This window comes from Stappia sediminis (assembly GCF_009826895.1).
In the GTDB taxonomy this organism is placed as follows: Bacteria; Pseudomonadota; Alphaproteobacteria; order Rhizobiales; family Stappiaceae; genus Hongsoonwoonella; species Hongsoonwoonella sediminis.
Map to the genome: position 1 here is coordinate 705,369 of NZ_WUMV01000002.1, position 26,775 is coordinate 732,143.

Sequence of the window (26,775 nt, forward strand, 5' to 3'; positions counted from 1 at the left end):
CGACAATAAGGGGATCATTTTGAAATTCAGCTTAATGCGCCGGTTTCGATCGGTTGCAGCGAGATGCCGCTGGCTGTATGCACGCAGGCAGGAATTTCATCGTCTTGGGAGCGCACCATGAGCGAACCGCGAAACTGCAACAAGCGTGTCGAGGTCGGCGGCGTCCCTTTCGATAATCGATTGCCCTTTTCCCTGATCGCCGGACCCTGCCAGATGGAGAGCCGCGAGCATGCGCTTGAAATGGCCGCCGCGGTGAAGGAGATTTGCGCCGGCCTCGGTATTCCGGTCGTTTTCAAGACGTCCTTCGACAAGGCGAACCGCACGAGCCTTGGAGGGCGTCGCGGTCTCGGGCTCGATGCGGCTCTGCCGGTTTTTGCCGAGGTGCGCGAACGGTACTCGATGCCGGTGTTGACGGATGTTCACCTCCCGGAACAATGCGCCAAGGTCGCGGAAACCGTCGACATCCTGCAAATTCCCGCCTTTCTTTGCCGTCAGACGGATCTGCTCGTTGCGGCGGCGCAAACGGGACGCGTCGTGAACGTCAAGAAGGGGCAGTTCCTGGCGCCATGGGACATGAAAAACGTGCTGGCCAAGGTTGTCGACAGCGGCAACCCGAATGTCCTTCTGACGGAACGCGGAGCTTCCTTCGGTTATAACACGCTTGTTTCGGATATGCGTTCCCTGCCGATCATGGCACGCACGGGTGCGCCGGTCGTGTTCGATGCCACCCATTCGGTCCAGCAGCCGGGCGGACAGGGAGGCTCGACAGGGGGCGACCGGGAATTCGTGCCGGTTCTCGCTCGAGCTGCGGTCGCAGTCGGTGTGGCGGGGCTTTTCATCGAAACGCATGACGATCCCGACAACGCGCCTTCCGACGGCCCGAACATGGTGCCGGTAAAACAGCTCGGCGCGCTTCTGAAAGAACTGAAGGCCATAGATGCCGTCGTTAAGGCGCAAACGGCATAAACCTGTAACATAGCACGCGCAAAGCCGTCTTCATCTCAAGACCGGATCAGGCACTGAAGCGAAGTTCCAACCAGGGATGGTAATACCACCATGCGAATAACGATGATCGGCACGGGCTATGTCGGCCTCGTTTCGGGGGTTTGTTTTTCCGAGTTCGGCTTCGACGTCACCTGCGTCGACATTGACGAGGGCAAGATCGAGCGGCTCAACAACCTCGAGGTGCCGATTTTCGAACCCGGCCTCGATACATTGATCGAGAGAAATTTCGCAGAAGGCCGCCTTTCCTTCACGACAGACTTCGAAAGTGCCGTCTCTCGGTCCGATGTTGTCTTCATTGCCGTCGGAACGCCGTCGCGCAGGGGCGACGGAGAGGCGGATCTTACCTATGTTTTCGAGGCGGCTCGCCGCATCGCGAAATCCATGAAGCCCGGTACCACGGTCGTGATCAAGTCGACGGTTGTGGTCGGCACATGCCGAAAGGTCGCCGCGATCATCGCCGAAGAGCGTCCCGATATGGATTTCTCGATCGCATCCAATCCCGAATTCCTGCGTGAAGGTTCGGCGATCGAAGATTTCATGCGCCCGGACCGCGTTGTCGCCGGGGTTAAGGACGAGCGTGGTGCCGATGTGCTTCGCCAGCTCTACCGCCCGCTGTTCCTTCGCGAAACGCCGATCGTGACAACGACGCTGGAAAATGCCGAACTGATAAAATACGCCTCCAACGCATTCCTGGCGATGAAGATTACATTCATCAACGAGATGGCGGATCTTTGCGAGAAAGTTGGCGGTGACGTGCAAAAGGTCGCAAGCGCCATCGGGCTCGACAATCGTATCGGATCCAAGTTCCTTCATGCCGGGCCGGGCTATGGGGGTTCGTGCTTTCCCAAGGACACGTCCGCCCTTGCCGCGACGGCGCGCAAGTATGAGGCGCCCCTTCGCCTGATTGAAACGACAATGTCGGTCAACGAAGAAAGAAAGCGGGCCATGGCGGACCGTGTCCTGAGAGCGCTAGGTCCTGATCCGGTCGGCAAGACAGTCGGCATATTGGGAATCGCGTTCAAGCCGAATACGGACGATGTGCGCGATGCCCCTTCTTTGGCGATCGTTCCCGCCCTGCAGGCTGCGGGCGTCGAAGTGCGCGTGCATGATCCGGAGGCGCGCGAACAGGCCGAGCCTCTTCTCCCCGGCGTAAAATGGTGCGATGCGCCGTATGATGTGGCCGATGGAGCGGACGCCCTTGCCGTTCTCACGGAATGGAATGTCTATCGGGGCCTGTCGCCGCAAACGCTGGCGGATCGCATGCGCGGTAAGGCTGTTATCGATATGAGGAATATCTGGCGGCCGGAGGAATTCAACAAGGCAGGCCTCAACTATTCAGGCATAGGGCGCGCGAGCGAGCCCGAGTGATTTTCAATCACAGTCGCAGCCGCGCTGCGAATGATTTTTGCATCAAAGGAAGACGGTGGCGCCCGCACAAGCGGGCGTCCGGAAAGGGAGACCAAATGACGGCAATCGTCGACATCATCGGCCGCGAAATTCTGGATAGTCGGGGAAACCCCACAGTCGAGGTCGAAGTTCTTCTGGAAGACGGATCGCAGGGAAGGGCGGCCGTTCCTTCCGGCGCGTCGACCGGTGCGCATGAGGCCGTGGAGCTTCGGGACGGAGGCTCGCGCTACCTCGGCAAAGGCGTGGAGCAGGCCGTTCAGGCGGTAAATGGAGAGATATTCGACGCGATTGGCGGGCTTGATGCCGAAGATCAGATCCAGATCGACGAGGCAATGGCGTCTCTCGACGGGACGGAAAATAAATCTCGCCTCGGGGCGAATGCCATTCTGGGCGTTTCGCTTGCGACCGCGAAAGCCGCCGCACAGGCATCTGGACTTCCGCTCTACCGATACGTTGGTGGCACAAACGCACGTGTTCTGCCCGTGCCGATGATGAACATCATCAACGGCGGGGCGCATGCGGACAATCCGATCGACTTTCAGGAGTTCATGATCATGCCGGTCGGAGCGCCCTCGCTCAAAGAAGCCGTGCGGATGGGAGCGGAAGTCTTTCACACGCTAAAGAAAGCGCTGAAGGATGCTGGCCACAATACGAACGTCGGGGACGAAGGCGGTTTCGCGCCGAACCTTGAATCGACAGATGCCGCAATCGGTTTCGTGATGAAGGCGATCGAAAAGGCGGGCTACAAGCCCGGCGAGGATATGTTTCTCGCGCTTGACGCGGCATCCACGGAATTCTTCAAGGATGGCAAGTATCATCTCGACGGTGAGGGCAAGCAGCTCGGGCCGGAAGAGATGGCCAAGTATCTGGACGATCTCGTATCGCGCTATCCCATCATCTCCGTTGAGGATGGGATGGCCGAGGACGACTGGGATGGCTGGAAGGCGGTAACCGATCTTGCCGGAGACAAATGTCAGCTCGTGGGCGACGACCTGTTCGTCACGAACTCCGCGCGCTTGCGCGACGGCATCGCGAAAGGTGTCGCCAATTCCATTCTCGTGAAGGTCAACCAGATAGGGTCGCTCACGGAAACGCTGGATGCTGTGGAGACTGCCCACAAGGCCGGCTACACGGCCGTCATGTCCCACCGTTCCGGCGAAACCGAAGATGCCACGATTGCGGATCTGGCCGTGGCGACGAACTGCGGCCAGATAAAGACCGGCTCGCTTGCCCGCTCGGACAGGCTAGCGAAGTACAATCAGCTTATCCGTATCGAAGAAGAGCTCGGCCCCCAGGCCCGCTATGCGGGACGGTCGATCTTGCGCGGGTAGGAAAAGAGCGCATTGACGCAAAAAAGGCGGCTCCCGGCCGCCTTTTTTATTGATCAGGTTTTGATATTCAGGCGGCGGCGCCCGGTTTCGTTTCCTTCGCATGCTTGATCGCAGCAACGATGGTTTCCGGCGTCTCCGCCCCCATCAGCGCAAAGCGCTCATCTATGATTACGCATGGCACGCCGTTAACACCCATCTGATGCGCGCTTTCGATTTCTGTCTTGATGCGGTCGAGGTCTTCATCGGTGGCAAGCCGCTCGGCAACACGTTCCGCATCCATCCCGATCTCACGTGCCACCGCGACAAGATTCTCTGTTACCGACAGATCCACGCCTTCCAGAAAATACATCTCGAAAAGGCGTTGAACCGCCTTGTCTTCGAGCCCGTCCGCCCGTGCCCATAGTATGAGCCTGTGGCAATCGAGCGTGTTCGGCGATTTGGTGATCTTATCGAATTGAAAATCGATGCCGTCGCCAGCGCCTGCTGATTTGATCCTGCTATATATTTCCGCCGCACGTTCGCGCCCACCGAACTTGTCGTTCAGATAGGCCTGCCGGTCCTTGCCTTCATGCGGCAGAGTGGCATCCAGCTGGAAAGGCCGCCAGCGCACGGCCACGGGAATTTCCGGAATTTCCCTGAGCGCACTCTCCAGGCGTTTCTTGCCGATGAAGCACCATGGACACATCACATCCGATACTACGTCGATGACGATCGTTTGCTCTTCGTTCATTTTATGCCTTCCCGCCACGAGCGTACCGCATCGAGGCGTCCTATTTCCTGATAAAATCGATACCGTCAGCCGAACCGTGTGGTGCGGGCGAAAGCCTTGACCCGCTCACCGACCCGTTCTGCCGCTGCCGCTCCGTGGACAACCGCGACCGGCCCGCGCCCCGTTACCTCCACCACAAGGTCTTCATCGCGTGAAACCAATGTAGCGGCAGACGCCAACCTTGTGGCCAGCGGCTTGTCGGCACTTTGGGCAACCTGCCCGGTTTCCCGGAGTAGACCTTGCGCAAGCTCTTCGAGCCAGATCACTTGCAGCTCTATACCTCGCTTGCGCGCCATCTTCTCCGAACAGTTCAGATAGGTCTCGAAAGTTAAAGGGTCGATAGGAAGCCACTGCTCATCAATCAAGAAACGATCACGAAATGTCGAAAACCACAGGTTGGCAAGCCTCCGACGAACTCCCGTTCGGGCTGCAAAGGCCAGGCGGGCGGCGAGCTCAGCCTCGCCACGAGGTTCAACGATCACGTCAGTCGCGCCGGCAAGATATAAATCCGTAGCGTCATTCGTATCCGATGCAGCCGCTATAACAGGCAATGTCACATGGCGCGGATCGGCGCGCAGCCTGAGGATCTGTTCCTGAGCCGTTTCCACGTCGGAATCGATCATCACCGCCAGGAATGGCGCTTCCGAAAGATAATAGTCAGCCATATCCGAGGTGAATGCGCCGACAAGTTTTATTCGGTCGCGATTTGCGGCCTGGATCGAAGCGAACCTTCGCCCGTTGCCGACAATCAGGAAGCCGGCGTCGGCGAGCAGACCCGGCGGCCTTTCGTACATGTTCCGTAGCGGGCCGAAGACCTTGCGCCGAAGCCGCGCCTCCTCTATCCGCCGGGTCAGTCTCGCGACATCGGCAAGCCTGGTCTGAAGGTTTGGCAGGGGAAATCCGCGCCCCAACACGGCGGCAGGACGAAGTAAGGACGGTAGCATCCCCGATTTCGCGAGCATCACAATCAGCGGAATTTCGATCGACAGGCCGCGAAGCTCCTTTCGGAGGCGCTCGATCAATTCACTCTCACCGGGAGAGCCGGTACTTACGACAAGGGCGGCATCAGGCAGGCGTGAAGATGCAAAAAGAGCCAGAAGCCCTTCAACGTCATCGACGAAGGCCGGTAAAACCTCTTCGCGGAAAGCGCCATAGAGCTTTGGGAGCAGGCCATGATCCGCACAGATAACGCAGTAACGGAAATCGCAAAGTTGCATCTATTTCACGCGACAGCGGCCCTGAGCTTGTGAATGCGCGCAGCCAGAGCGTCCCTGTCCACCTTTCCTCCGTCAGCCCTCGGTATGGCCGGCAGCGAAAGCACCCGATTGGGGATTTCCGCAAGGCCGACACCTTCCGCATCGAGGTAAGCGAAAAAACCTTCGGTATCGAGGAGTGTACCGCGTTCCGGCACAAGCGCGGCGTAGAGACGGGCTCCAAGTATCGCGTCCTCGACGAGAAAGGCGGCGGCATCCGTCAGACCCGGAAAAGATGAATATAGCGAATCAAGAAGCTGTAGCGGTCCCGCACCGGGGGCGGCCTTGCCGGGGATTCCAAGTCCAGTGATGCCGTTTTCAGCTCGCCGGACGGGAACGAGCGTATCTACATATCCGGCCTTGTCGCAAGGAATATGCACCTTGCTCGCCGGCCATGGGCAGCCAGCCACCATGGGACCGCGAACCTTTAGCGTGTTCGGCAAGGTCTCGTCATCAATGCCGACCTCGACGAGGACTGGAGGATTATCCGCGCCGGACGGTGCTCCGACGGGCCCTGAAGGAATGGCGCGCGGAAGCGCACTGGCACCGCGACTGAGCGCGATCATCGCGAATTCATCGGCCACATGAAGATCGTAAAGGGCTCTGTTCGTTGTGAGTGGGGCAGGGTGCGGCGCATTCCCGCTCCAGACCGAAACGATTTTTCCCTCGGCGGTATTAAGCTTGCGCTCCAAAGCCGCCACAAGCGCTCCCGGACACAATATGTAGTCCGCTTCGATCCTGTCCGCATGGTCTGCCAGGGTCCGGAGGGCCGTTGGATGGTGAAGATGAAGCTCACCTCCCGTCATGAGCCAGGGAACGAGACCGGCGCCTATTCCGACCATGCCCGTGAGCGGGTAGGGGGAAAGTATCTTTGCTTCTTCGGCGAGCCCGGTTTCCAGAAATGGCATGAAACCGGCCGCCAACCAGTGGTTGTGACTCCGTGCGACGGGAAGAGGCTCTCCGCTGGTCGATCTGGACCATGTGAGTGTGGCCACGTGATCGGCGGGGTTTTTGTCTCTGCGCAAATCGGGCGGCGGCAAGTCTTCTCCGTTCATCTCGGACAATACCGAGGCAATATCGACCAAACCGTCGGGAACCTCGTTTCCAATTCCGAAAACGAACCGGAGGCTGAAAAGTTCCGCTGCCGTTTCCCGGGCATCATCCGCGATCTTCTGATTTTCGGCACGATCGCCCGCAACGAGCGCCTTTGCGCCCGCTCGCGTCAACGCCTTCACGACATCTCGGCGCCGCCAATGCAGCGGCAAGGGGGCGACAACCAGGCCCGCCCTCAATGCGGCCAGAAAAGTGATGACGCTGTCTGCGGTGTTCGGTGCGTGGAGGCCAACGACATTATCCGCCGATAGTCCGACCGCCGCGAAAAAACCTGCAATACGGGATATTTCCTCATCGGCCTGGCGATAAGTCAGTTGCCGCGGTGCGCCGCCTGTCCATTCCAAACGGTCGGACGCATCGCAAAGCGCAATCCGGTCGGGATGTTTCGACGCTGCCCTTCGAAAAAGCGTATCGAGCGTATTTCTGCCCCATATGCCGCTTTTCGCATTTGCATTCAGGATCTCTTCAGACGTAAGGATCATCGTCTTCAATCCCCTGTCTTTTCGGCCTTGGCCGTATCCGACCACCAGGCTTCCAACTGCGCACCCGTTACAGACGATCGCTCGGGGTGCTCGTAAATATTCCAGCGAGCGATCCATTCTTCGGGGACATGAAACAGGGGAACCACATAGTGGCCGGAAACAAGGGTCCGGTCGAAGGCGCGAACGGCCGCTACGAATTCTTCCTGCGTGCGTGCAGCGAGCAAAGCCGCGATCATCGCGTCGACCGCATCGCTTTCAACGCCTGCGAAGTTGAAGGAGCCATCGGCACTCGCAGCTTTACTGCCCCAGCGATAGTTCTGCTCGTTGCCCGGAGAAAGGGAAGACGGCCAGAAATTCAGCACCATGTCATAATCGAAGACCTGGCGGCGCTGCTGGTATTGCGCTGCATCCACCGTTCTGATGAACGTCCGGATGCCGACAAGCTTCAAAAGGCGTTGATACGCCAATGCAAGGCGCTCCTGATCCTTGGATGCGACCAGGACCTCGAACTCCAGCGGTACACCGCCGCCATCCTCCATCACGCCGTCACGGATCGTGTAGCCGGCCTGCTTCAACAGGCCGACGGCCTTGCGCAATACCGTGCGGTCGCGGCCGGAGCCGTCGGCTTCGGTCGGCCGCCATTCTCCTTCCATGACTTCGGGTTCGATCTGGTCCTGAAACGGCTCCAGAAGGGAGCGTTCGATTGCGTTTGCCGGCCGGCCTATGGATGACAGCACGGAATTGTCGAAGTAGCCCGCCGTTCTCCGGTAAAGGCCGTAGTAGAGATTTCTGTTCACCCATTCGAAATCGAAAAGCATCGCTAGCGCTTTGCGCACCGATTTATCGGTGAAAAGGTTCCGGCGGGTATTGAAAACGAAGCCGTACATTCCCGCCGGGGTGCGCAGATCGAATGCGTCGCGTACGACATCGCCGCGTTGAGCCGCGGGAAAATCGAAGCCGGTCTTCCATCTTGCCGGATCGCTAACCGGAAGAACGGAAACCAACCCCTTCTGAAACGCCTGCTGGAGAGAATTTTCATCCCGATAGTATTCGACTTTGACCTCATCGAAATTATAGAGCCCTTGCTGGGCCGGAACGTCCTTGCCCCAATAATCCGGATCGCGCCGGAAGGTGATTTGCGTTCCAGGCTCCACGGATTCGATTACATATGGTCCCGACCCGACGGGAGGCACGAGCGTGCTCTTGTCGAAACTGTCCCGATCGATCGTGTGACTTGCAAATATCGGAGAAAGCCCGAGCAACAAGGGCAATTCTCGATCATCGCCGTTTTCGAATGTGAAGCGCACCGAGCGGGGGCCCGTCTTCTCGATGGAACGGATACGCTCATAACGGGCGCGAAAATGCGGGCGTCCTTTTTCCTTCAAAATATCGAAGGAAAATATCACATCCTCGACCGTGACAGGCTTCCCGTCGGAAAATCTCGCATCCGGATTTAGCGTGAATTCAATCCATTCGCGTGATTCCGGCAAGCGAACGCTTTCCGCGAGGAGGCCATATAGGGAAAAGGGTTCATCGTTATTCCGTGTCAGCAGGCTTTCGATCACAAGCGCCCCGTATCGCGAATCGCGAACCCCGCGAGCTGACGACGTTCCTCCCTGAACGACGAATTGGTTGAGACTATCGAACGAGCCTTGGACCCCATAGGTGATGCGCCCGCCTTTGGGCGCATTCGGGTCCGCATAGGGAAACGATTCGAAACCCTCTGGCAGGGCCGGATCGCCGTGCATTGCAATCCCGTGCACCGCGGGCACGTCCTGCGACATTGCCGGGGCTGTAATGATCGTGACAGCCGACAGTGCAAGCGCCAAGGCCAAGGACAGCTTTTTCACAGGCGGTCTTGGGCGAAGGGACATAAACCTGACCATCCGGGAAGCCTTACGGGAGAATCATTCTATTAAGGTTACCATACCTGTTGAGGTTTGGCGGGTAAGCCGATTCGGGTAAAGAGGGCACTCGTGAATTCGGCAACGGCAAGCAAAAAAACTGCGTTTCAGGTCCGGTGCACACCGGTTAGGCCCGATCTCCACGGCGCCTGTTTAAACGTGTTGTGAAGCGTTGCTCATTTGCCTCGTTGAAGGATCGTTGATCGGTTCTGGCAGATTGTCTGCTGGAATTTTTCGTATGGTCCTTGTAAAGATGCCGCCAAATACGAGCTTCGAGCCGAAAGGGTCAAGGTCTTGCCGCAATCCGAAATCAAACGGGTGGCGGGGCGACGGTCAGCAGATTGACGATATATACCGCTGCGAGCCAAGGGGCCATTCGGCACAGATGCCAGATGGCAAACAGGAATTGAGGACGACTTCGTATGGCGAGGAAATTCAAGCGCGGACTTGCGATATTGGCTCTGGGTTCTATTGCCAGCCTCAGCATGGTCACCGGTGCCGCGGCTCAGGAAGTTACGCCGGGTGAGGAATCGCCTTGGATCAAGGTTTGCAATACGGATCCGAAGGCGAATAAGGACGTTTGCCTCATCACCCAGGAATTGCGCACCGACACGGGACAATTCCTTGCATCCGTAGCTCTTCGGGAGATTTCGGGCGAAGCACGCAAGACCCTGCTTATCGCAGTGCCGCCGGGAATGCTTATTCAGCCGGGTCTGAGGGTCCAGGTCGACAGCGGTAAGCAGACCGAAGCGAAGTACGGCATTTGCTTCCCGAATGCATGCTATTCGGAGCTGGTCGTCGACGACAATTTTATTGGTTCGATGAAGAAGGGCGGGGCGCTGAAGCTCACGACCCTGAACCAGCAGGCGAAGCCTGTGCCTTTCGAACTTTCGCTGATTGGCTTTACCAAGATCTATGAAGGTGAGCCGATCGACCCTGCAGCGTTGCAGCAGCGCGAGCAGAAGCTTCAGTCGGAATTGCAGAAGCGCGCGGAAGAAGCGCGTCAGAAGCTGATCGAGAAGCAAAAGGAAGTCACCGGGAACTGATTTCGCCGAAATCAAGCTTGTGAAGAAAAGAAACGCCGCGGGATCAATGTTCTCGCGGCGTTTTTTATGTTTGCCGTGGCGCGAAGCCGACCAAGTCTGAATCGGTTTTGGCTATCAGGGCGTGCTCGCAATGTAGCTCCTTGAGCGATTTGCGAACGCGAGAGTGGTCTCGTTTTTGGAGAGAGCGCTCTGGGTTTTGCCGATCAGTGAAGATCGACGTCGCGCGGCCGATAGCTGCCGTCCGGCTGTTCTTCGAAAATCTCCTGCACCTGCGGATGCCGGACAGGTTCGCCCGTATCGTCGGGAACGAGATTTTGTTCGGAGACATAAGCGACGTATTCGGTCTCGGCATTTTCGGCAAGGAGATGGTAAAATGGCTGGTCGCGGCGTGGGCGCACGTCTTCGGGAATGGCCTGCCACCATTCTTCCGTGTTGCTGAAGGTTGGATCCACATCGAAGATCACCCCGCGAAAGGGGTAAATCCGGTGGCGAACCACCTGTCCGATGCTGAACTTCGCCGTACGCACTTTCCGAATCACTCCGCCTGACAGTCTTTCCCGATTTCCCGGATCAATTCCGGTTTGCCGCTGAATTCATTACATGGTTCACTCCAAACACGCCTGTAAAGGTTCGTAATTTGGGCGCTTTAAAGGTCACGATGGCGTCAGCGTGTCAAGTTAACGATTTTACAGCCGCTTCTCGCCTTCCGTTCTGAAGGCCACGCTCAAACGCTGTATTTTTCTGCAAACTCCGGATCCTTGGACGCTACGCGTTCGGCAAGGTCGAGAATAACCTTCGCTTGCTTCCAGGTGGCATCATCCTGCATTTTACCGTCTATCATGACGGCACCGGTACCATCGGGCATCGCGTTGACGATTTTACGAGCAAATGAGACCTCGTTAGGGTCTGGACTGAAGACCCGCTTGGCGATCCCGATCTGGCGTGGATGCAGGGACCAAGCCCCAACGCAGCCCATGAGAAAGGCGTTGCGAAACTGGGATTCGCAAGCCTCGTCATCGGCAAAATCGCCGAACGGGCCGTAAAAAGCCCGAATACCTGCCGACATGCAGGCATCCACCATTTTTGCAACGGTATAGTGCCAAAGATCCTGCTGAACGGTTGTGCGCGCCGCTTCGTGCCCGGCATCGGAAAGGACCGAATAATCGGGGTGTCCACCGCCGACGCGGGTAGTCTTCATGCCACGGGAGGCGGCGAGGTCCGCCGGCCCCAGGCTCATCCCGTGCATACGCGGGCTGGCGGACGCGATGGTGTCGACGTTTTTAACCCCTTCCGCCGTTTCCAGGATCGCATGAATGAGTATCGGCCGCTCAATCCCGCCCCGCGCTTCCAGTTGTGCCAGAAGCTGGTCGAGATAGTGAATGTCCCACGGCCCCTCGACCTTGGGCAGCATGATCACGTCCAGCTTGTTGCCGATGGCTGGTACGATCTCCAGAAGATCGTCCAGAACCCAAGGACTGTTCAGGCAATTGATGCGTGTCCAAAGGCCGGTGGAGCCGAATTCGTTTTCCTGCGCCATTTGTATGAAGCCCTGGCGAGCGGCAACCTTCTGATCCGCGGGGATCGCGTCTTCCAGGTTGCCGAGTATCACATCAACGGATTCGATCAGGTCCGGAACCTTGGCGAGCATTTTTTCGATATGGGGCGGAACGAAATGAATCATCCGTTCCAGCCGGGTCGGCAATTCGCGATAGGGGGCAGGAGCCCCAATAGCGAGCGGTTGGTAGTAGGCGCGCGGTGTCTTCATGGCGGCGGACCTTCCTTATCAACATCATTCGGCTACCGCTACATATAGCAGGCTATGCTGCGGTGCACATATACGCCGAAAAGAGAAAAAGAAGGAATTCCGGACCCCGCTCACACCCACTTTCGGTGAATCCACATCCACTGGCTCGGATATTCGCGGATCCAGTCCTCGAACTGGCGGTGGATCATGGCGGTCGTCTCTTCGACATCGGCCTTTCGGTCACCCGTGATGGGGTAATCGAGCGGCTTCGCTTCGATGCGGAACTTCGCTCCGCCCTCCCGTACGACCCTGGTAACGATAAGGGGAACCTTGTTTCCCCTGGCAATCGTCGCCGGAAAAGCGGTTGCATAGGCAGGGCGCCCAAAAAAGGGAACCTTGGGCCCGCGGAAATCCCTGAGGTCCGCAAGAAATGAAATCATTCCATGATTGCGGACGATTGAAAGAATACGTCTTGCCGTATCGTGGCTCTTGGCAAAAAGCCCGCCCGGATAAAGACCTTGCCGAAGCTCGTGGATTTCGCGGTCCGAGTAGGGGTTTTTGGTCGCCTGATAGACGCCTGCGGGCTTGTGCCCCGCAACGATGCCGCCAAGTGCCGTCACCTCCCAATTCCCGCTATGCATGGAAACGACAACGCATCCGACGCCGTCGATACGCTCGCGCGCCTTTTCAAGATCGAAGGTGAATCGGCTACGGTCCGCGACGATCCGGTCGAGTTGGATTGTTTCCGCGGTAACACGACCCAGGTTTTCCCACATGTCGCCCGCTATTGCTTCGCACTCGGATGAAGATTTTTCGGGGAATGCCGCCTGAAGATTTGCAATAGCCCGCTTGTGCCTGTGGTTGAACGGGGCCAGATGACGCCAGAACCAGCCCATCATTGCCGATGCGGCGTCAATGGGCATGAGGCGGATCAATACCAGCAGGGTTTTGAGACCGAGCCATTCGATCCGGTAGCGAATGATCTTCAGGGGACCGTTACGCCGCGCCAAACCCTTGTTCCGTTCCTTGCAAGCTGAAATACCAGCGAAAATCCGCCAATGCCGCGTGTGTGTGACGTTGACCGCCAACGGCTTACCCGTTAGGCCTGCGGTGATTACTCAAGTGTCGCGGGCTTGGCAACCGCCCGGTGTCAGTTAAGCCCGGGGTGCTTACCGGAAGGACTTCATGGAAAAGGTCATTTCCCTGGCGCTACCGTTTTTCGGGCTGATCTTTCTTGGCGTAGCGGCCGGTAAAATCCGGAAAATTCCGGCATCCGGGCTCGATTGGATGCGATTTTTCGTCATCTACATCGCGTTGCCCGCTCTTTTCTTCCGCCTGCTTGCCAAAACGCCGATAGAGGAATTGACCAACGTTGCCTATGTTTCGGCAACCACTTTTGCAACCTATTGCGCTTTCGCGATAGCTTTTCTCGTCGGGATCCTTGCTTCGCGGGGCAACATCCCGGAGGCGACTATTCAAGCGCTTGTCGGTGCGTATTCCAACATTGGTTACATGGGACCGGGCCTGACGCTGGCCGTGCTCGGGCAGTCGGCGGCAGTGCCGACCGCGCTGATCTTCTGTTTCGACAACATACTGCTGTTCACACTCGCTCCCCTCATGATGGCGATCGGCGGCACGGAGGACGAACCGCCTCTCAAGACCGCGATAACCGTTCTGCAGCGAATATTCACCCATCCTTTCATCATCGCCACCATCGCCGGTGTTCTTGCCGCCGCCGTTGAATTTCAGCCACCGCAAGCGCTGGAAACCCTGCTGACTTTTCTCAGCAATGCCGCAGCGCCTTGCGCCCTGTTCGCCATGGGCGTAACCGTGGCGCTTCAGCCGATGGGCCGCATACCGCTGGAGCTGCCGGTGGTATTGCTTGTCAAGCTTGTCGTGCATCCGATTATCATTCTCACGCTTTTGCTTTGGATCGGCGGGTTCGATCCGGCCTGGGTGGCGACGGCTGTGCTCATGGCCTGCCTGCCTCCTGCCGCAAATGTCTTCGTGATCGCGCAACAATACGGCGTCTACGTTCAGCGTGCTTCAAGCGCGATCCTGATCGGAACGGTGTTGTCCACCGTCACGGTCACCGCATTCATGTATGCGATCACCAACGACATTCTGCCGATGCAGTAGAATGACGCTTCGAGCTCCGGCGAGCAGGAAGCCCGAGCCGCACAGCAGGGAGGCGCCTGATGGAGGCAAGACCGCTAGAGGGAATAAAGGTTCTTGATTTCACGACCCTTTTGCCGGGACCGCTCGCTACGCTAATCCTTGCTGAGGCCGGTGCGGAGGTTGTGAAGATCGAAAGGCCGGGCGGTGAGGATCTGAGACGGTATCCGCCCTTCATCGGCAAGGCGTCCGCTCCTTTCGTTCTTTTGAACCGCGGAAAGATATGCCGCGAAGTGGATCTGAAAGACGAAAAGGCGCATGAGGTTTTGATCCCTCTAATCGAAGAGGCCGATGTTCTCGTCGAACAATTTCGACCTGGCGTGATGGAACGGCTTGGGTTGGGATTTGAAAACGTCCGGAAAATCAATCCTCGCCTGATCTACTGCTCGATCACGGGCTATGGGCAGATTGGCGTTCGCGCCGGTGAAGCCGGGCACGACATAAATTATCTGGCGTTGACCGGGTTGCTGGCGCTTTCACATGGCAGTTCAGAGCATCCGGCGTTACCGCCGACGCAGATTGCGGATATTGGCGGCGGTAGTTTTCCGGCGGTCATGAACATTCTACTTGCTCTGCTCCAGCGGGAACGCACGGGGAAGGGGGTGCGGCTCGATATTGCGATGGCCGACGCCATGTTCACATTTGCGGTTTTTGCGCATGCGGAGCTTGCAGCCACGGGCAAGGCCCCGCAAAACGGCAAGGCGCTTCTTAGCGGCGCATCGCCGCGCTATCAGCTCTACTTCGCAAGCGACGGCGAGGCTATTGCCGTTGGGGCGCTTGAGCAGAAATTCTGGATCGCGTTTTGCGACGCGATCGGGCTGCCGGAACACCTTCGGAACGATTCCGTCAATCCCGCGGCGACCATGGATGCCGTCCGCAATATTATTTCAAGCCGCAGCAGAGCCGAGTGGGAGCCGGTCCTTGCCGAGGCGGACTGTTGCGCGACGCCTGTGAAAACGCTGGCTGAGGCTATGAACGACCCCCACTTCCTCGAACGTGGGTTGTTCGATCACGAGGTCGCCGGATTGACCAAAGCAGTCGCTGCCGCGGTGGTTCCCGTCGAGCCTCAATTTCGCACTAGTCCAGGCAATGCGCGAACACGACGTTCATGACGCTCGCGGGAGCGAGAAGCCTTTCATCAGTCGGGGCCGCGAGAACATCGGCGCTATACCCTCGCGCATGAGAAGGCGGCGCAAGGGGCCGACCTTGCCGGCAAGATAAAGGCCGGCACTTCGGGCAAGCTGTACCGGCAACAAGTCGGTCAGCAGCGAACGGTTCAGAAGATCGACCCCTGTCGTTCTAGAAAGGATGTCCGGGCGGCGCGCACGCTCGTAACGCGACAGCACTTCGCCGGAGCCTATGTCGATGCCTTGCTGGCGGGCGTTCGCAACGATTTCCCCGAGGGCGGCCACATCCCGCAATCCCAGATTAAGGCCTTGCGCGCCAATGGGAGGAAAGACATGGGCGGCCTCGCCCACGAGCGCGCAGCGGTTGCGCGCAACGGTTTTGGCGCTAAGACCGCCGAGCGGGTAGCACTGCCTGCTGCCGGCGACTTTCATTGCTCCATAGGCTGATTGGGCGCGTCTTTCGATTTCCAGCGCAAGCTCTTCATCGGGCAAACGCTTCAGGGTCTCCGCGGTGTCGGGGTCGACCACGCAGACGAGCGAGGATCGACGGCCCGGCAAGGGCACGAGCGTAAAGGGGTCGCTTCTGGTGTGGAATTCCGTTGAGTGATTGTAGTGCGGAACGTGATGCTCGAGATTGAGAACAAGCGCGCTCTGCGGGTATCGCCATTCAGAAACCTCTATGCCGGCCGCATCGCGCACCTTTGAGCGCCGACCATCCGCACCGATCGTCAAAGCCGCTTCAACGATGACACCGTTATCGAGTGAGATACTGACGCTCTGCGCTCCGATGGTTAGAGTGTCCGCAAGCGCGTTGAAGCGTTGCAGGTCTTTTTCCCCCTTGCATGCCTTGGCAAGGATAGCGTTGAGGTCCTTGTTTTCTACATTGTAGCCGAAGGCTTCGAGTTTCAGTTCGCTTGCGTCGAAAACGATTTCCGGTGCGCGGATCAGGCGTTCGGTCGCATCTATAATGCGCATATGGCTCAAGGGTGCCGCATGAGGTCGAATGGCGTCCCAAAGGCCGAGGTTTTTCAGCATTTCGACGGAGGAGTCGAGAAGCGCAGTCGTTCGGCCGTCTTCTGACGGTCCGCTCGGCGCAATGAGAGCGGTGGAAAACCCCTGGCGGGCGAACAGGATTGCGCAGGCCATTCCCGATGGTCCGGCGCCAACGACCGCCACATCCACTTTCGCGGGCGATTTCCCGGCAGATTTCGCGGTCATTGTGATGCTCCGTTCTTGATGTTGTGTACTTGAAATTGAGTTGTTTTTCCGGAAATGCAAGCCGTGCAAACGTGCGTTTCGTCGCATAAGGCTTCTAACGAATGCCGCCTTGTGCAAATCGACTGTATTAGCGCCCCTCTACCTATGGCGCGGTTTCTTGTAAATTGTGCCAGTTGTGGCGAAATGCGAAAAGATTGATCGGGCTTTCATGCGAGTTTCGATGACCGGTAGCCAGGTTCAGGAAATTGAACGGATCGTTTCGCCCGCCACGCAACGGCGGCCGGAAGCGCAAGTTCGCCGTATGCGATTCCTCGTTTTTGTTTCCGTAGGGGCGGCGGCACTTGTCGGCTGGGTGTATCTTGGCGCCATGGTTGCCGCAATGGTGCCGGTGATGGACATGGCCGATCTTGGCCCCGGCATGCAAATACTCAATAGTTTCAATATTTTTCATGATCTGTCTGCGGAGGCACGGGCAGCACTTGCGGTGCTTTGCCTGCCAGCTGGCGCGGAAATATTCGGAATGCCAGCGACAGCCCACTGGACAGCCGTCGATTTCGGACTGGTCTTCGCGATGTGGATGATGATGACACTGGCGATGATGCTGCCAAGCGCTGCACCCATGATCTCCGCATATGCCGAAACCGGTGTCACGGTCGCGCCTGGCGAGCCAAAGCTATCTCCCGTATTCGCGCTTTCGCTTGGATATCTCAGCATTTGGGCGGGATATGCGCTGGTTGCCACGATCGGCCAGTGGCTGCTTGTCGAGGCGCGGTTGTTATCCGAAATGATGGCTCCTGCGACGATGGTGCTCGCCGGCACCACCATGCTTGCGGCAGGGATCTACCAGTTCACGCCTGCGAAACGGGCCTGCCTGATGCGGTGCCAGCGGCCGCTCGAATTTTTCGCCATGCGGTTTTCCAACCGCGTTCCGAGGGCCTATGTGCTTGGAATCGAACAAGGATTATTGTGTCTCGGCTGCTGTTGGGCGCTTATGACGGTCATGTTCGCCGTTGGCGTCATGAATATATTCTGGATCGCCGTTTTGGGTGCATTCATGGCAATTGAAAAATCCATTCTTTCTCTCTGGCCCTCGCGCTTGATCGGCATCCTGCTTCTGGCATGGGGGGGCGCGCTTGTCGCCGCAAGCCCAGCCGGGCAGGCCCTGCTGGCGGGCTGACGACCGGTGGCCGTTTCGTTGCGTGCTCTCCAATCCGCGTACAAAATTGCCGGATTTGAAAATCCGCACTCGCATTCGGCAACGGTCGCGGATATGAGCATTGCCGCAGGGGATCGATTTTTCCTGGATCCACAAAATATTGACGAGGCGTGATATTCTGCGGTTGGATTCGCGCTTGGGGGCGGCCCTGTGTCGCAGGCAGGAGCTGGAAAACGACGAATGGCGGACGGCAAGGCGCAGACAGCGGAACACGGGGCGCCCGGCGCCCTTTTCCTGATCCATGTTCTTACCGCGCTCGGCGCGCCTGTCGCGCTTCTGGCGCTGCTCGCCGGCGCACGTGGCGACTGGGGCGAACTGTTCATCTGGCTCGGTGTCGCACTGCTGATTGACGGGATCGACGGCCCGCTTGCCCGCAGATTCCAGATCGCCACCCGGATGCCGCGCTGGTCGGGTGCCGCGCTCGACTTCGTCATCGATTACGCCACCTATGTTTTCCTGCCCGCTTTCGTTCTTGCCGGAAGCGACATGCTTTCCACCCCCTGGAACTGGATTTGCGGCGGTCTGGTGGTCTTCACCGGGGCGCTTTACTTCGCCGACAACGGCATGAAGATGCCGGACGGATCGTTCAAGGGATTTCCAGTCGGATGGAACATGGTCATCTTCGGATTGATGGCGCTGTCTCCGTCCGAGACCTTCACAATCATTTTCGTCATCGCGTTCTGCGCGCTGACGTTCGCGCCCATACGCTTCGTTCACCCGGTCCGCGTCGCCAGATGGCGGGTTTTGACACTGTCGGTCACCTTCGTCTGGTTTGTCGCGGCGGGGGCGGCTATCGCTCAAGCCATGATGCCCGATCCGCTGGCTGCCTGGGCGCTGGGGCTATCCAGCATCTACCTTCTGACCGTTTGTGCCGTTCAGCAGATACTCGATCGTTACAGCTAAATATCTCCAAGACCGGGATCCTTGAATGTTCAGCTGGCTGACCGACCCTGCGATCTGGGCGAGCCTCCTTACGCTTACCGTGATGGAGATAGTCCTCGGCATCGACAATATCGTCTTCATTTCCGTGATCGTGGGCCGGCTGGAAGCGAATGCGGCGAAACGCGCGCGCCAGATCGGCCTCGCGTTGGCGCTGGTCTTCCGCATCATACTGCTTTCGATGCTGACCTTCCTGATCGGGCTGACCGAGCCGGTCTTCACCGCATTCGGCGAGCCTTTCTCCTGGCGCGATATAATCCTGCTTGCCGGCGGCATATTCCTGCTGGTCAAGGGAACGCACGAGATCCACAAGGGCATCGAAGGCGATGGCGAGGAAGTCGCCGACAAGGCTGCCAAGGGGTTTATGTCGGTCATTGCGCAGATCATCGTCATCGACATGGTGTTTTCGGTCGATTCCATCGTTACGGCAATCGGCATGGCAGAGCATGTCGAGGTGATGATAGCCGCCGTCATCATTTCCATGGCAGTGATGTATGTGGCCTCCGGACCTATCGCGGAATTTATCCACCGCCATCCGACGACAAAAATGCTTGCGCTTGCCTTCCTGCTGCTGATCGGCGTGGCATTGGTGGCGGATGGCCTCGGTTTCCATATACCGCGCGGCTACATCTATTTCGCCATGGCGTTCTCCGCCGGCGTCGAGATGATCAATATCGCGGCGCGCGGAAACAGGAAGCGGGAAGGCAAGACCTCCTCCTGAGCGTTCGGATTTCTTGATGTATCGCAGCCTGGTAGCGGGCATGCCTTGCCCGGCGGCACCAAGCTCGCCATGATCGGGGCAACTCAGAACGACCAACGAGGTGTCTCAAATGGTTCATGCGATCAAGGTTCATGAAACTGGCGGTCCGGAGGTTATGCGGTGGGAAGAAGTCGAGGTTGGCGACCCCGGCGCGGGCGAGGCGCGCATTCGCCATACCGCAATCGGCCTCAACTACATCGATGTCTATTTCCGCTCCGGCCTTTATCCCGCGCCTAACGGCCTTCCCCTTGTTCCCGGTAGCGAGGGTGCGGGCGTCGTCGTGTCGGTGGGCGAGGGCGTCGACAGCCTGAAACCGGGCGACCGCGTCGCCTATGCCGGCCCGCTCGGCTCCTATGCCGAGGAGCGGATCGTGGCGGCCGATCGGCTTGTAAAGATCCCTGATGGCGTGGACGACAAGACCGCGGCGGCCATGATGCTCAAGGGCATGACGGCAAGGTATCTGTTGCGGCGTACGTACAAGGTCACTGCCGAGACAACTTTCCTGTTTCATGCCGCCGCCGGCGGCGTGGGCCTGATCGCCGGCCAGTGGGCGAGGAAGTTGGGCGCGACGGCGATCGGTACGGCGGGATCTCCCGAGAAGGTGAAGCTCGCGCTTGAAAACGGGTATTCCCACGTCATCAACTACCGCAAAGAAAACTTTGTCGAACGTGTGCGGGAAATCACCAACGGGAAGCTGTGCGATGTGGTTTACGATTCGGTCGGAAAGGACACCTATCCCGGATCGCTGGATTGCATAAAGCCGTTAGGTCTTTGGGTTTCCTTCGGACAATCGTCCGGGCCGATCACCGATTTCAACATGGCGATCCTTTCCCAAAAGGGATCTCTTTTCGCGACGCGGCCGACGATATCCACCTATATCGCTGCACGTGCAGACCTGGAGGAGACCGCGAACGACCTGTTCGACGTCGTTCGCTCCGGTGACGTGAAGATCCGGATAAATCAGGAATATGCGCTGAAGGACGCAGTCCGTGCGCATCAGGACCTTCAGGGGCGGAAAACGACGGGCGCAACCGTCTTGATTCCCTGAATGATTTCGGTTGCCGGGCTAAAGGCCCGGCAACCCCCTCAAAAAAGGAGACAGAGGTCTGGATCAGGCGCGACAACTTTACGGGCCTTCATTACGCTATTTTGCAGCGGCGGCCGCAGCGGGGTCGATCCGCGCAGCCGCCCGTGAGCTCAATGTCGCCTCATCGGCCGTCAACAGGCAGATACTCTGGCTTGAGGACACGCTCGACCTGAAGCTCTTCGAGCGCGTTGGCCGTGGCGTGAAACTGACGGAAGCCGGTGAAATCCTCCTGGCGCATATACGCCGCTCCTTTTCGGATTTCGACGCGACACTCGGCGAGTTGCAGGCCCTGAAAGGGCTACGGCGCGGCTCCGTAGCGATCGCCGCGGTGGAAAGCGTGTGCGACAGCCTGCTGCCGGACGTCGTCTCCGCATTCCGGGCGAAGTTTCCGGGCATTCACGTCTCGCTCAAGGTGGGTGGCTCGGAGAGGGTGAATCGCTTCATCGTCTCGGGCGAGGCTGAAGTGGGGTTCACATTCGAGCCGGCGCGGGACCACGGTCTGACCGTCGCGTTCCAGCGTGACCTGTCGATCGGCGTCATCATGCGCCCGGATCATCCGTTGGCGGCCAGAAAACAGCTGCAACTGGCAGATTGTATCGAGTTCCCTTTCTGTCTTCCGAGCGAGGGTCTATCTCTCAGAAAACGGCTCGACGCCGTGCTTGTCACTCTGCCTTCCCATCGCAAGACCTACGTGGAGGCGAATTCCCTGCGTTTCATGCGTTCGCTCGTGAAAAGGGGCGAGGAGGTGATCGCCTTCCAGACCCGTTTCGGTATCGAGGACGAGCGTGCATCGAACACACTGATCTTTCGCGAGCTCGACGATCCACCTTTGAGGCGCGATCGCTTTGCCGTGGTGATTTCCGCAAATCGGGCACTGAGCCTTGCCGCTTCAATGTTTTTTGATCACGCAACAGACGCAATTAGACGCCAGCTATCGGAAAGTGATGCCGATATGGCATCGTTGCGTGCGTGAATCTGTGCTAGTGCGCATACGCTAATTGGTGCAGCATCTTTTGGCGTGCCCAATTCGCAATCGATAATCATGCCTTCCAATCAAAGGGGAATGCGGAATGGGACGTTTGACCACGCATGTGCTCGATACGTCCAAGGGCGTATACCCGCAGCGGGGCTTGCCATAGAGCTTTGGCGTATCGGGGAGGAGGGTGTCCTGATAAAGCGCGCTTTGACAAATGACGACGGCAGGGTCGATGGACCGCCGCTTGAAGGCGCGTCGATGCGAGCCGGCGAAGCCGCATTGCCAGAGCCGGCATTTCTCGACCAGATTCCAATTCGTTTCGGCATATCGGAGCCCGAAGCGCACTATCGTGTGCCGCTGCTCTTGTCGCCTTACGGATATTCAACACATCGGGGGAGTTGATGCGCGATTGCATCCGGTTTCTCCACCGCGGCGAAATCGTCGAGGTGAATGACTTCAAGCCGACCGAAACCGTGCTCGATTATCTGCGTTTGAAGCGTGGATTGACGGGCACGAAAGAAGGTTGCGCGGAAGGCGATTGCGGTGCCTGCACTATTGCGGTCGGCCGGGTGGAGGGCGATCGGATTTCCTATCGCCCGATCAATTCCTGCATTTTGTTCCTCGGGCAGGTCGACGGGGCCGAACTCGTCACGGTGGACGATCTTGCGCGCGATGGAACGCTGCATCCCGTTCAACAGGCGCTGGTGGATTTTCACGGTTCGCAGTGCGGATATTGCACGCCCGGCTTCGTCATGAGCCTCTTCACGCTTTACCACGCCCCCGGCAAGACGGCGGACCGCAAGACCGTCACCGATTGGCTTGCGGGCAACCTGTGCCGCTGCACCGGCTATCGCCCGATCGTCGATGCCGCCCTCAACTCCTGTTTCGATACGGTCGACGACGCATTTTCAAGGCGTGAAACCGAAACGCGCAAGGCGCTGCAGGAGCTTGCGGACGGGCGTGACGCCTTCGTAGGCTCCGAAACGTCATTCTTCGCCGCGCCTGCCACCGTGGATGGTCTCGCATCGCTGTATGAAAAACACGTCGATGCGACAATCGTGGCCGGATCGACGGATGTGGGCCTTTGGGTAACCAAGCAGCTTCGCGAATTGAACAAGATCATCTGGCTTGGCCGCGTCGAAGGGCTGGACCGCATCGAGGAAACGAGCAGCGGTCTGCTGCTGGGTGCCGGCGCGACCTACTTTGATGCAGAGCCTTATTTCAACCGCGTCGATCCGGACCTCGGCGAATTGTTCCGCAGGATCGGATCGAAGCAGGTTCGCGCTTCCGGAACGGTGGGTGGAAACATCGCCAACGGCTCGCCTATCGGCGATACGCCGCCTGCGCTCATAGCGCTCGGCGCCACCCTGGAATTGCGCAAGGGCGATGCGGCGCGCACATTGGCTCTGGAAGACTTCTTCATAGACTACGGCAAGCAGGATCGCGAACCGGGCGAATTCGTCACCGGGCTTTACGTTCCCAAGCTGGATCCGAACCAGACGTTCCGCGCCTACAAGATTTCCAAACGCTTCGATCAGGATATCTCCGCGGTGATGGCGGCATTTCGATTTACCATCGTGCAGGGGCAAATCACCGAGGCGCGGATCGCATACGGAGGAATGGCGGCAACGCCGAAGCGGGCCGCAGGGGCGGAAGCCGCATTGATCGGCGCGCGCATGGACGGCCCCTCAAGCTGGGCGCCCGCGCTAAAGGCAATTCTTGAGGATTTCATGCCGCTGACGGACATGCGCGCGAGCGATGGCTACCGCCGCGAAACGGCCCGCGCCCTGCTTGCCAAGGCGCTGATGGAGGCGGGCGGCACGGACGACACGAAGACCCGTGTGACCGGACACCGAAACGTGGAGAGCGTCCATGCGGCATGAGCATCCGGCACCTAGCGAGTATTCGGTTATCAACAAGCCGTCGCCGCACGACAGCGCAGTAAAGCATGTTTCCGGTACCGCCACCTACATCGACGATATTCGCGAACCGGCCGGTCTTCTACATGTGGTTCCGGGCTGGTCTCGCGACGCCATACGCGGACGTATTGTCAAGATGGACCTTGAGGCCGTGCGAAATGCACCCGGCGTCATTGCGGTGCTGACGGCTAGCGACGTGCCGGGAAAAAACGACTGCTCGCCGTCTATCGGCGACGATCCGGTGTTTGCGGATGGCGAGATCCAGTTCTACGGCCAGGTTATATTCGCGGTGGTGGCGAAAACGCGGGATGAGGCGAGGCGCGCGGCAAGCCTGGCGAAAATCGAAGTGGAGCACCTCACTCCGATCCTCACCGTCGAAGACGCCATAGACGCCGACATCACGGTTTTGCCGGACTACCAGTTCCGCAAGGGTTCGCCCGAGACGGGGATGGTCCAGGCCGGGCGCAAGCTTGCGGGCTCGATGAGGATCGGCGGACAGGAGCACTTTTACCTCGAAGGGCAGGTGGCCATGGCACTGCCCGGCGAAGACGGCGATATGCACGTCTATTCCTCCACCCAGCACCCCACGGAGGTTCAGCACACGGTTGCCAAGGTTCTTGGCCAGCCGGATGCCGCGATCACCATCGAGGTGCGCCGGATGGGTGGCGGCTTCGGGGGCAAGGAAAGCCAGGCCAATCAATGGGCGGCACTCGCCGCGATTGCGGCACATGCAACCGGCGCGCCCTGCAAATGCCGGCTCGACCGTGACGATGACATGATCATGACCGGCAAACGTCACGACTTCCGTGCGGACTGGACGGTCGGTTTCGACGATGGCGGGCAGATCCGCGCGATCGACATGCAATATTTCGCGCGTTGCGGCTATTCGGCCGATCTGTCGCTCGGTGTCGTCGATCGCACGATGTTTCACTCCGACAACAGTTATTATTACCCGGATGCGATCATCAACACCCGGCGAATGAAGACGGACACCGTTTCCAACACGGCGTTTCGGGGTTTCGGCGGGCCTCAGGGCACGCTTGCCGCCGAAAGGGTGATCGATGCGATCGCGATTACGCTCGGCAAGGACCCGCTGGAGATCCGAAAGGCGAATTTCTATCGCGAGGGGCGGGATATCACGCCCTACGGCATGACGGTGGAGGAGTATGAGACGCTGCATTCCGTCGTGGCGCAGCTTGAAGCGTCTTCACGGTACTGGGCGCGCCGGGAAGAGGTGAAAGAGTTCAATGCCGCAAACCACGTGCTCAAGAAGGGGCTTGCGCTTACGCCGGTGAAATTCGGCATCGCCTTCACGCTGAAGCATCTGAACCAGGCCGGCGCATTGGTGCATGTCTATACGGACGGTTCGATCCATCTGAACCACGGCGGCACCGAGATGGGGCAGGGGCTCTATCAGAAGGTGGCGCAGGTGGTCGCGGAAGAATTCGGCGTTTCGCTCGATCGCGTGCGCATAACCGCCACCCACACGGGCAAGGTGCCTAACACCGGCCCGACGGCGGCTTCCAGCGGGTCGGACCTGAACGGCATGGCCGCCAAGCGCGCGGCAGAGGCGATCAAGGCACGGATGGTGGCCTTCGCCGCCGAGGAATTCGGCATCGAGCCGGAGACCATAGAATTCCGAGACAATCAGGTGATCCTCGGAAACGAGGCGATAGACTTCGGTGCGCTGGCAAAGCAGGCGCATCTGAACCGCATTCAGCTTTCCGCAGCAGGCTTCTACGCAACCCCGCATATCACCTGGGACCGCGAGACGGCGAGCGGACAGCCATTCCTCTATTTCGCCTATGGTGCGGCCTGTTCCGAAGTGACGATCGACACCATGACGGGCGAAATGCGCGTCGACCGCGTCGATATCCTCCACGACGTCGGTCATTCGCTCAATCCGGCGCTTGATATCGGCCAGATCGAGGGCGGCTTCGTGCAGGGAATGGGGTGGCTCACAACCGAGGAACTGGTCTGGGACGAAAAGGGACGCCTGCGCACGCATGCGCCGTCGACCTACAAGATCCCGACGGCATCCGACGTGCCAGAAGAATTCAACGTTTCCCTCTATGAATCGAAAGGTAATCCGCAGGATACGATCTATCGGTCAAAGGCCGTCGGCGAGCCGCCGATCATGCTGGCAAACTCCGTGTTCTCGGCGATCGTCGACGCGATTGCGAGCCTGAAGCCCGGGATCATTCCGCCGCTCGATGCGCCTGCAACGCCGGAGGCGATCCTGAAGGCCGTGACGGCGATAAAACGCGCGGAAAGCGCCGAAAAATGAAAGTTTGGCCAACCATATCCGCTGCGCTCGAGCGTTACGGCGCCTCCGCGTTGGTGACGGTATTGACCGCGGAAGGATCAAGCCCGCGGGAGGAAGGCGCGCGGATGGTGGTAAGGCCCGACCGCAGCTTCTCCGGTACCATCGGCGGAGGCCAGTTGGAATTCGATGCGATCGCCATCGCCTGCGAGGCATTGAAACGCGGAGAAGCGGGGCTGTCGCTCAGAAGTTTCTCGCTCGGTCCGGACCTTGGCCAGTGCTGCGGCGGGCGTGTGCGCATCGCCCTGGAGGTGATCGATGCCGAGCGCCGTGACGAGGCGAGCCGGCTGGCCGAGAAGGAACGCGGCGGGCCAGTTTCGACGCGGGCCTTGGTCGGAGGTGATGGAAAGGTCGGGCCGCGTGAGATTGTCGAGCCGGCCGACGCACCGTTCATCCGATTGAACGGGACTGAACTGGTCGAGACGTTCGGCGAGCGGCGCACGCAGCTTTGGCTCTTCGGAGCGGGGCATGTAGGCCGCGCCCTGGTTCTGGCGCTCGCGCCATTGCCGTTCGATGTCACGTGGATCGACAGCCGCTCCGACGCATTCCCGGCGATGGTACCGGCAAACTGCCGCTGCGTTTGTAGCGAGCGGCCGGACGAGGAACTGAACAACGCGCCCGATGGTGCCTGGCTGGTCATCATGACGCACAGCCACGCGCTGGATCGGACGATCGCGGATACAGCACTTCGAATGGAACGCATCCCTTATGTCGGGATGATAGGCAGCAGGACCAAGCGGGGGCGGATGCTGTCCAGGTTCCGGGCAGGGGGAATTGGCGAGGGCGCGCTCGATCGTTTCGTGTGCCCGATCGGCCTCCAATCCATTCGATCCAAGCATCCGGCGGCTATTGCGGCTTCGGTCGCCGCAGATCTGCTTGCGAGACAGGAAACGGCGGCCGGAGCGTCCGATTCTGGCGTGCCTCTTGCATCTTCACTTGCGTCTGCACGGCGGACATCACGGTAACACACCCGACGGGGGA

Annotated in this window: 23 protein-coding genes and 1 pseudogene; 15 read left to right on the plus strand and 9 right to left on the minus strand. The window is 59.0% G+C overall.

The features are described from left to right. Window positions 1-117 precede the first annotated feature (117 nt). The 3 genes from kdsA (at window position 118) to eno (ending at window position 3,743) form a co-directional block, all read left to right on the plus strand. Window positions 118-966, plus strand: a complete 849-nt coding sequence (gene kdsA / locus GR183_RS06745; protein ID WP_160774798.1) for a 3-deoxy-8-phosphooctulonate synthase — start codon at window positions 118-120, stop codon at window positions 964-966. A 90-nt stretch (window positions 967-1,056) separates the two neighbouring features. Beyond that, a complete protein-coding gene (locus GR183_RS06750; protein WP_160774799.1) occupies window positions 1,057-2,373 on the plus strand; it encodes a UDP-glucose dehydrogenase family protein in 1,317 nt (438 codons plus the stop codon). A 95-nt stretch (window positions 2,374-2,468) separates the two neighbouring features. Beyond that, window positions 2,469-3,743, plus strand: a complete 1,275-nt coding sequence (gene eno, locus GR183_RS06755; RefSeq protein WP_160774800.1) for a phosphopyruvate hydratase — start codon at window positions 2,469-2,471, stop codon at window positions 3,741-3,743. A 67-nt stretch (window positions 3,744-3,810) separates the two neighbouring features. Here eno and GR183_RS06760 read toward each other — a convergent pair whose 3' ends face one another. The 4 genes from GR183_RS06760 to GR183_RS06775 all read right to left on the minus strand — a co-directional run bounded on the left by GR183_RS06760 (window position 3,811) and on the right by GR183_RS06775 (window position 9,144). Further along, window positions 3,811-4,473, minus strand: a complete 663-nt coding sequence (locus GR183_RS06760) for a DsbA family oxidoreductase (protein WP_160774801.1) — start codon at window positions 4,471-4,473, stop codon at window positions 3,811-3,813. A 65-nt stretch (window positions 4,474-4,538) separates the two neighbouring features. Beyond that, window positions 4,539-5,729, minus strand: a complete 1,191-nt coding sequence (locus GR183_RS06765) for a hypothetical protein (protein ID WP_160774802.1) — start codon at window positions 5,727-5,729, stop codon at window positions 4,539-4,541. A gap of 5 nt (window positions 5,730-5,734) precedes the next feature. Continuing rightward, entirely contained in the window at window positions 5,735-7,360 is a 1,626-nt protein-coding gene (locus tag GR183_RS06770) for an AMP-binding protein (RefSeq protein WP_160774803.1), read from the minus strand. A 5-nt stretch (window positions 7,361-7,365) separates the two neighbouring features. Then, a complete protein-coding gene (locus tag GR183_RS06775; protein WP_202395896.1) occupies window positions 7,366-9,144 on the minus strand; it encodes an extracellular solute-binding protein in 1,779 nt (592 codons plus the stop codon). Window positions 9,145-9,686: 542 nt separating this feature from the next. On the opposite strand from GR183_RS06775, the gene GR183_RS06780 reads away from it, so the two are divergent. Beyond that, window positions 9,687-10,310: an invasion associated locus B family protein gene (locus GR183_RS06780; RefSeq protein ID WP_160774805.1), complete on the plus strand. Its 624-nt coding sequence runs from the start codon at window positions 9,687-9,689 to the stop codon at window positions 10,308-10,310. A gap of 203 nt (window positions 10,311-10,513) precedes the next feature. Here GR183_RS06780 and hspQ read toward each other — a convergent pair whose 3' ends face one another. The 3 genes from hspQ to GR183_RS06795 form a co-directional block, all read right to left on the minus strand. Next, window positions 10,514-10,846 carry a heat shock protein HspQ gene (gene hspQ / locus GR183_RS06785; protein WP_312846792.1) on the minus strand — a complete coding sequence of 111 codons (333 nt, stop codon included), beginning with the start codon at window positions 10,844-10,846 and terminating at the stop codon, window positions 10,514-10,516. Between the two features lie 188 nt (window positions 10,847-11,034). Further along, window positions 11,035-12,075 carry an HpcH/HpaI aldolase/citrate lyase family protein gene (locus GR183_RS06790; RefSeq protein ID WP_160774807.1) on the minus strand — a complete coding sequence of 347 codons (1,041 nt, stop codon included), beginning with the start codon at window positions 12,073-12,075 and terminating at the stop codon, window positions 11,035-11,037. A 110-nt stretch (window positions 12,076-12,185) separates the two neighbouring features. Then, complete coding sequence (locus GR183_RS06795; RefSeq protein WP_202395868.1) at window positions 12,186-13,064, minus strand: lysophospholipid acyltransferase family protein; 879 nt, start codon at window positions 13,062-13,064, stop codon at window positions 12,186-12,188. Window positions 13,065-13,239: 175 nt separating this feature from the next. Between GR183_RS06795 and GR183_RS06800 the strand changes: the two genes are divergently transcribed. After that, window positions 13,240-14,193, plus strand: coding sequence for an AEC family transporter (locus GR183_RS06800; RefSeq protein ID WP_160774808.1), 954 nt, complete (start codon window positions 13,240-13,242; stop codon window positions 14,191-14,193). A 59-nt stretch (window positions 14,194-14,252) separates the two neighbouring features. After that, complete coding sequence (locus tag GR183_RS06805) at window positions 14,253-15,341, plus strand: CaiB/BaiF CoA transferase family protein (RefSeq protein ID WP_160774809.1); 1,089 nt, start codon at window positions 14,253-14,255, stop codon at window positions 15,339-15,341. On the opposite strand, the gene GR183_RS06810 is transcribed toward GR183_RS06805, so the two are convergent. Together GR183_RS06810 and GR183_RS21770 are read right to left on the minus strand one after the other, a co-directional pair. Further along, window positions 15,336-16,574, minus strand: coding sequence for a UbiH/UbiF family hydroxylase (locus GR183_RS06810; RefSeq protein WP_160774810.1), 1,239 nt, complete (start codon window positions 16,572-16,574; stop codon window positions 15,336-15,338). The two genes, GR183_RS06805 and GR183_RS06810, sit on opposite strands and share 6 nt — an antisense overlap. 142 nt (window positions 16,575-16,716) lie before the next feature. Next, a complete protein-coding gene (locus GR183_RS21770) occupies window positions 16,717-17,025 on the minus strand; it encodes a hypothetical protein (RefSeq protein ID WP_208999766.1) in 309 nt (102 codons plus the stop codon). A 69-nt stretch (window positions 17,026-17,094) separates the two neighbouring features. Between GR183_RS21770 and GR183_RS06815 the strand changes: the two genes are divergently transcribed. The 9 genes and pseudogenes from GR183_RS06815 to xdhC all read left to right on the plus strand — a co-directional run bounded on the left by GR183_RS06815 (window position 17,095) and on the right by xdhC (window position 26,759). Next, complete coding sequence (locus GR183_RS06815) at window positions 17,095-17,751, plus strand: DUF2182 domain-containing protein (protein ID WP_208999767.1); 657 nt, start codon at window positions 17,095-17,097, stop codon at window positions 17,749-17,751. A 219-nt stretch (window positions 17,752-17,970) separates the two neighbouring features. Then, window positions 17,971-18,693, plus strand: coding sequence for a CDP-alcohol phosphatidyltransferase family protein (locus tag GR183_RS06820; protein WP_160774811.1), 723 nt, complete (start codon window positions 17,971-17,973; stop codon window positions 18,691-18,693). A 25-nt stretch (window positions 18,694-18,718) separates the two neighbouring features. Continuing rightward, window positions 18,719-19,450: a TerC family protein gene (locus tag GR183_RS06825; protein ID WP_160774812.1), complete on the plus strand. Its 732-nt coding sequence runs from the start codon at window positions 18,719-18,721 to the stop codon at window positions 19,448-19,450. A gap of 109 nt (window positions 19,451-19,559) precedes the next feature. Further along, complete coding sequence (locus GR183_RS06830) at window positions 19,560-20,537, plus strand: quinone oxidoreductase family protein (protein ID WP_160774813.1); 978 nt, start codon at window positions 19,560-19,562, stop codon at window positions 20,535-20,537. Window positions 20,538-20,595: 58 nt separating this feature from the next. Further along, a complete protein-coding gene (locus GR183_RS06835; protein WP_160774888.1) occupies window positions 20,596-21,549 on the plus strand; it encodes a LysR family transcriptional regulator in 954 nt (317 codons plus the stop codon). Between the two features lie 97 nt (window positions 21,550-21,646). After that, a pseudogene (locus GR183_RS06840) lies at window positions 21,647-21,954 on the plus strand (hydroxyisourate hydrolase). After that, complete coding sequence (gene xdhA / locus GR183_RS06845) at window positions 21,954-23,435, plus strand: xanthine dehydrogenase small subunit (RefSeq protein WP_160774814.1); 1,482 nt, start codon at window positions 21,954-21,956, stop codon at window positions 23,433-23,435. The pseudogene GR183_RS06840 and the gene xdhA overlap by 1 nt, the downstream one beginning before the upstream one ends. Next, complete coding sequence (xdhB, locus tag GR183_RS06850; protein WP_160774815.1) at window positions 23,425-25,758, plus strand: xanthine dehydrogenase molybdopterin binding subunit; 2,334 nt, start codon at window positions 23,425-23,427, stop codon at window positions 25,756-25,758. Before xdhA ends, xdhB begins: the two co-directional genes overlap by 11 nt. Next, window positions 25,755-26,759, plus strand: coding sequence for a xanthine dehydrogenase accessory protein XdhC (gene xdhC, locus GR183_RS06855; RefSeq protein WP_160774816.1), 1,005 nt, complete (start codon window positions 25,755-25,757; stop codon window positions 26,757-26,759). The genes xdhB and xdhC overlap by 4 nt, the downstream gene beginning before the upstream one ends. Window positions 26,760-26,775 lie beyond the last annotated feature (16 nt).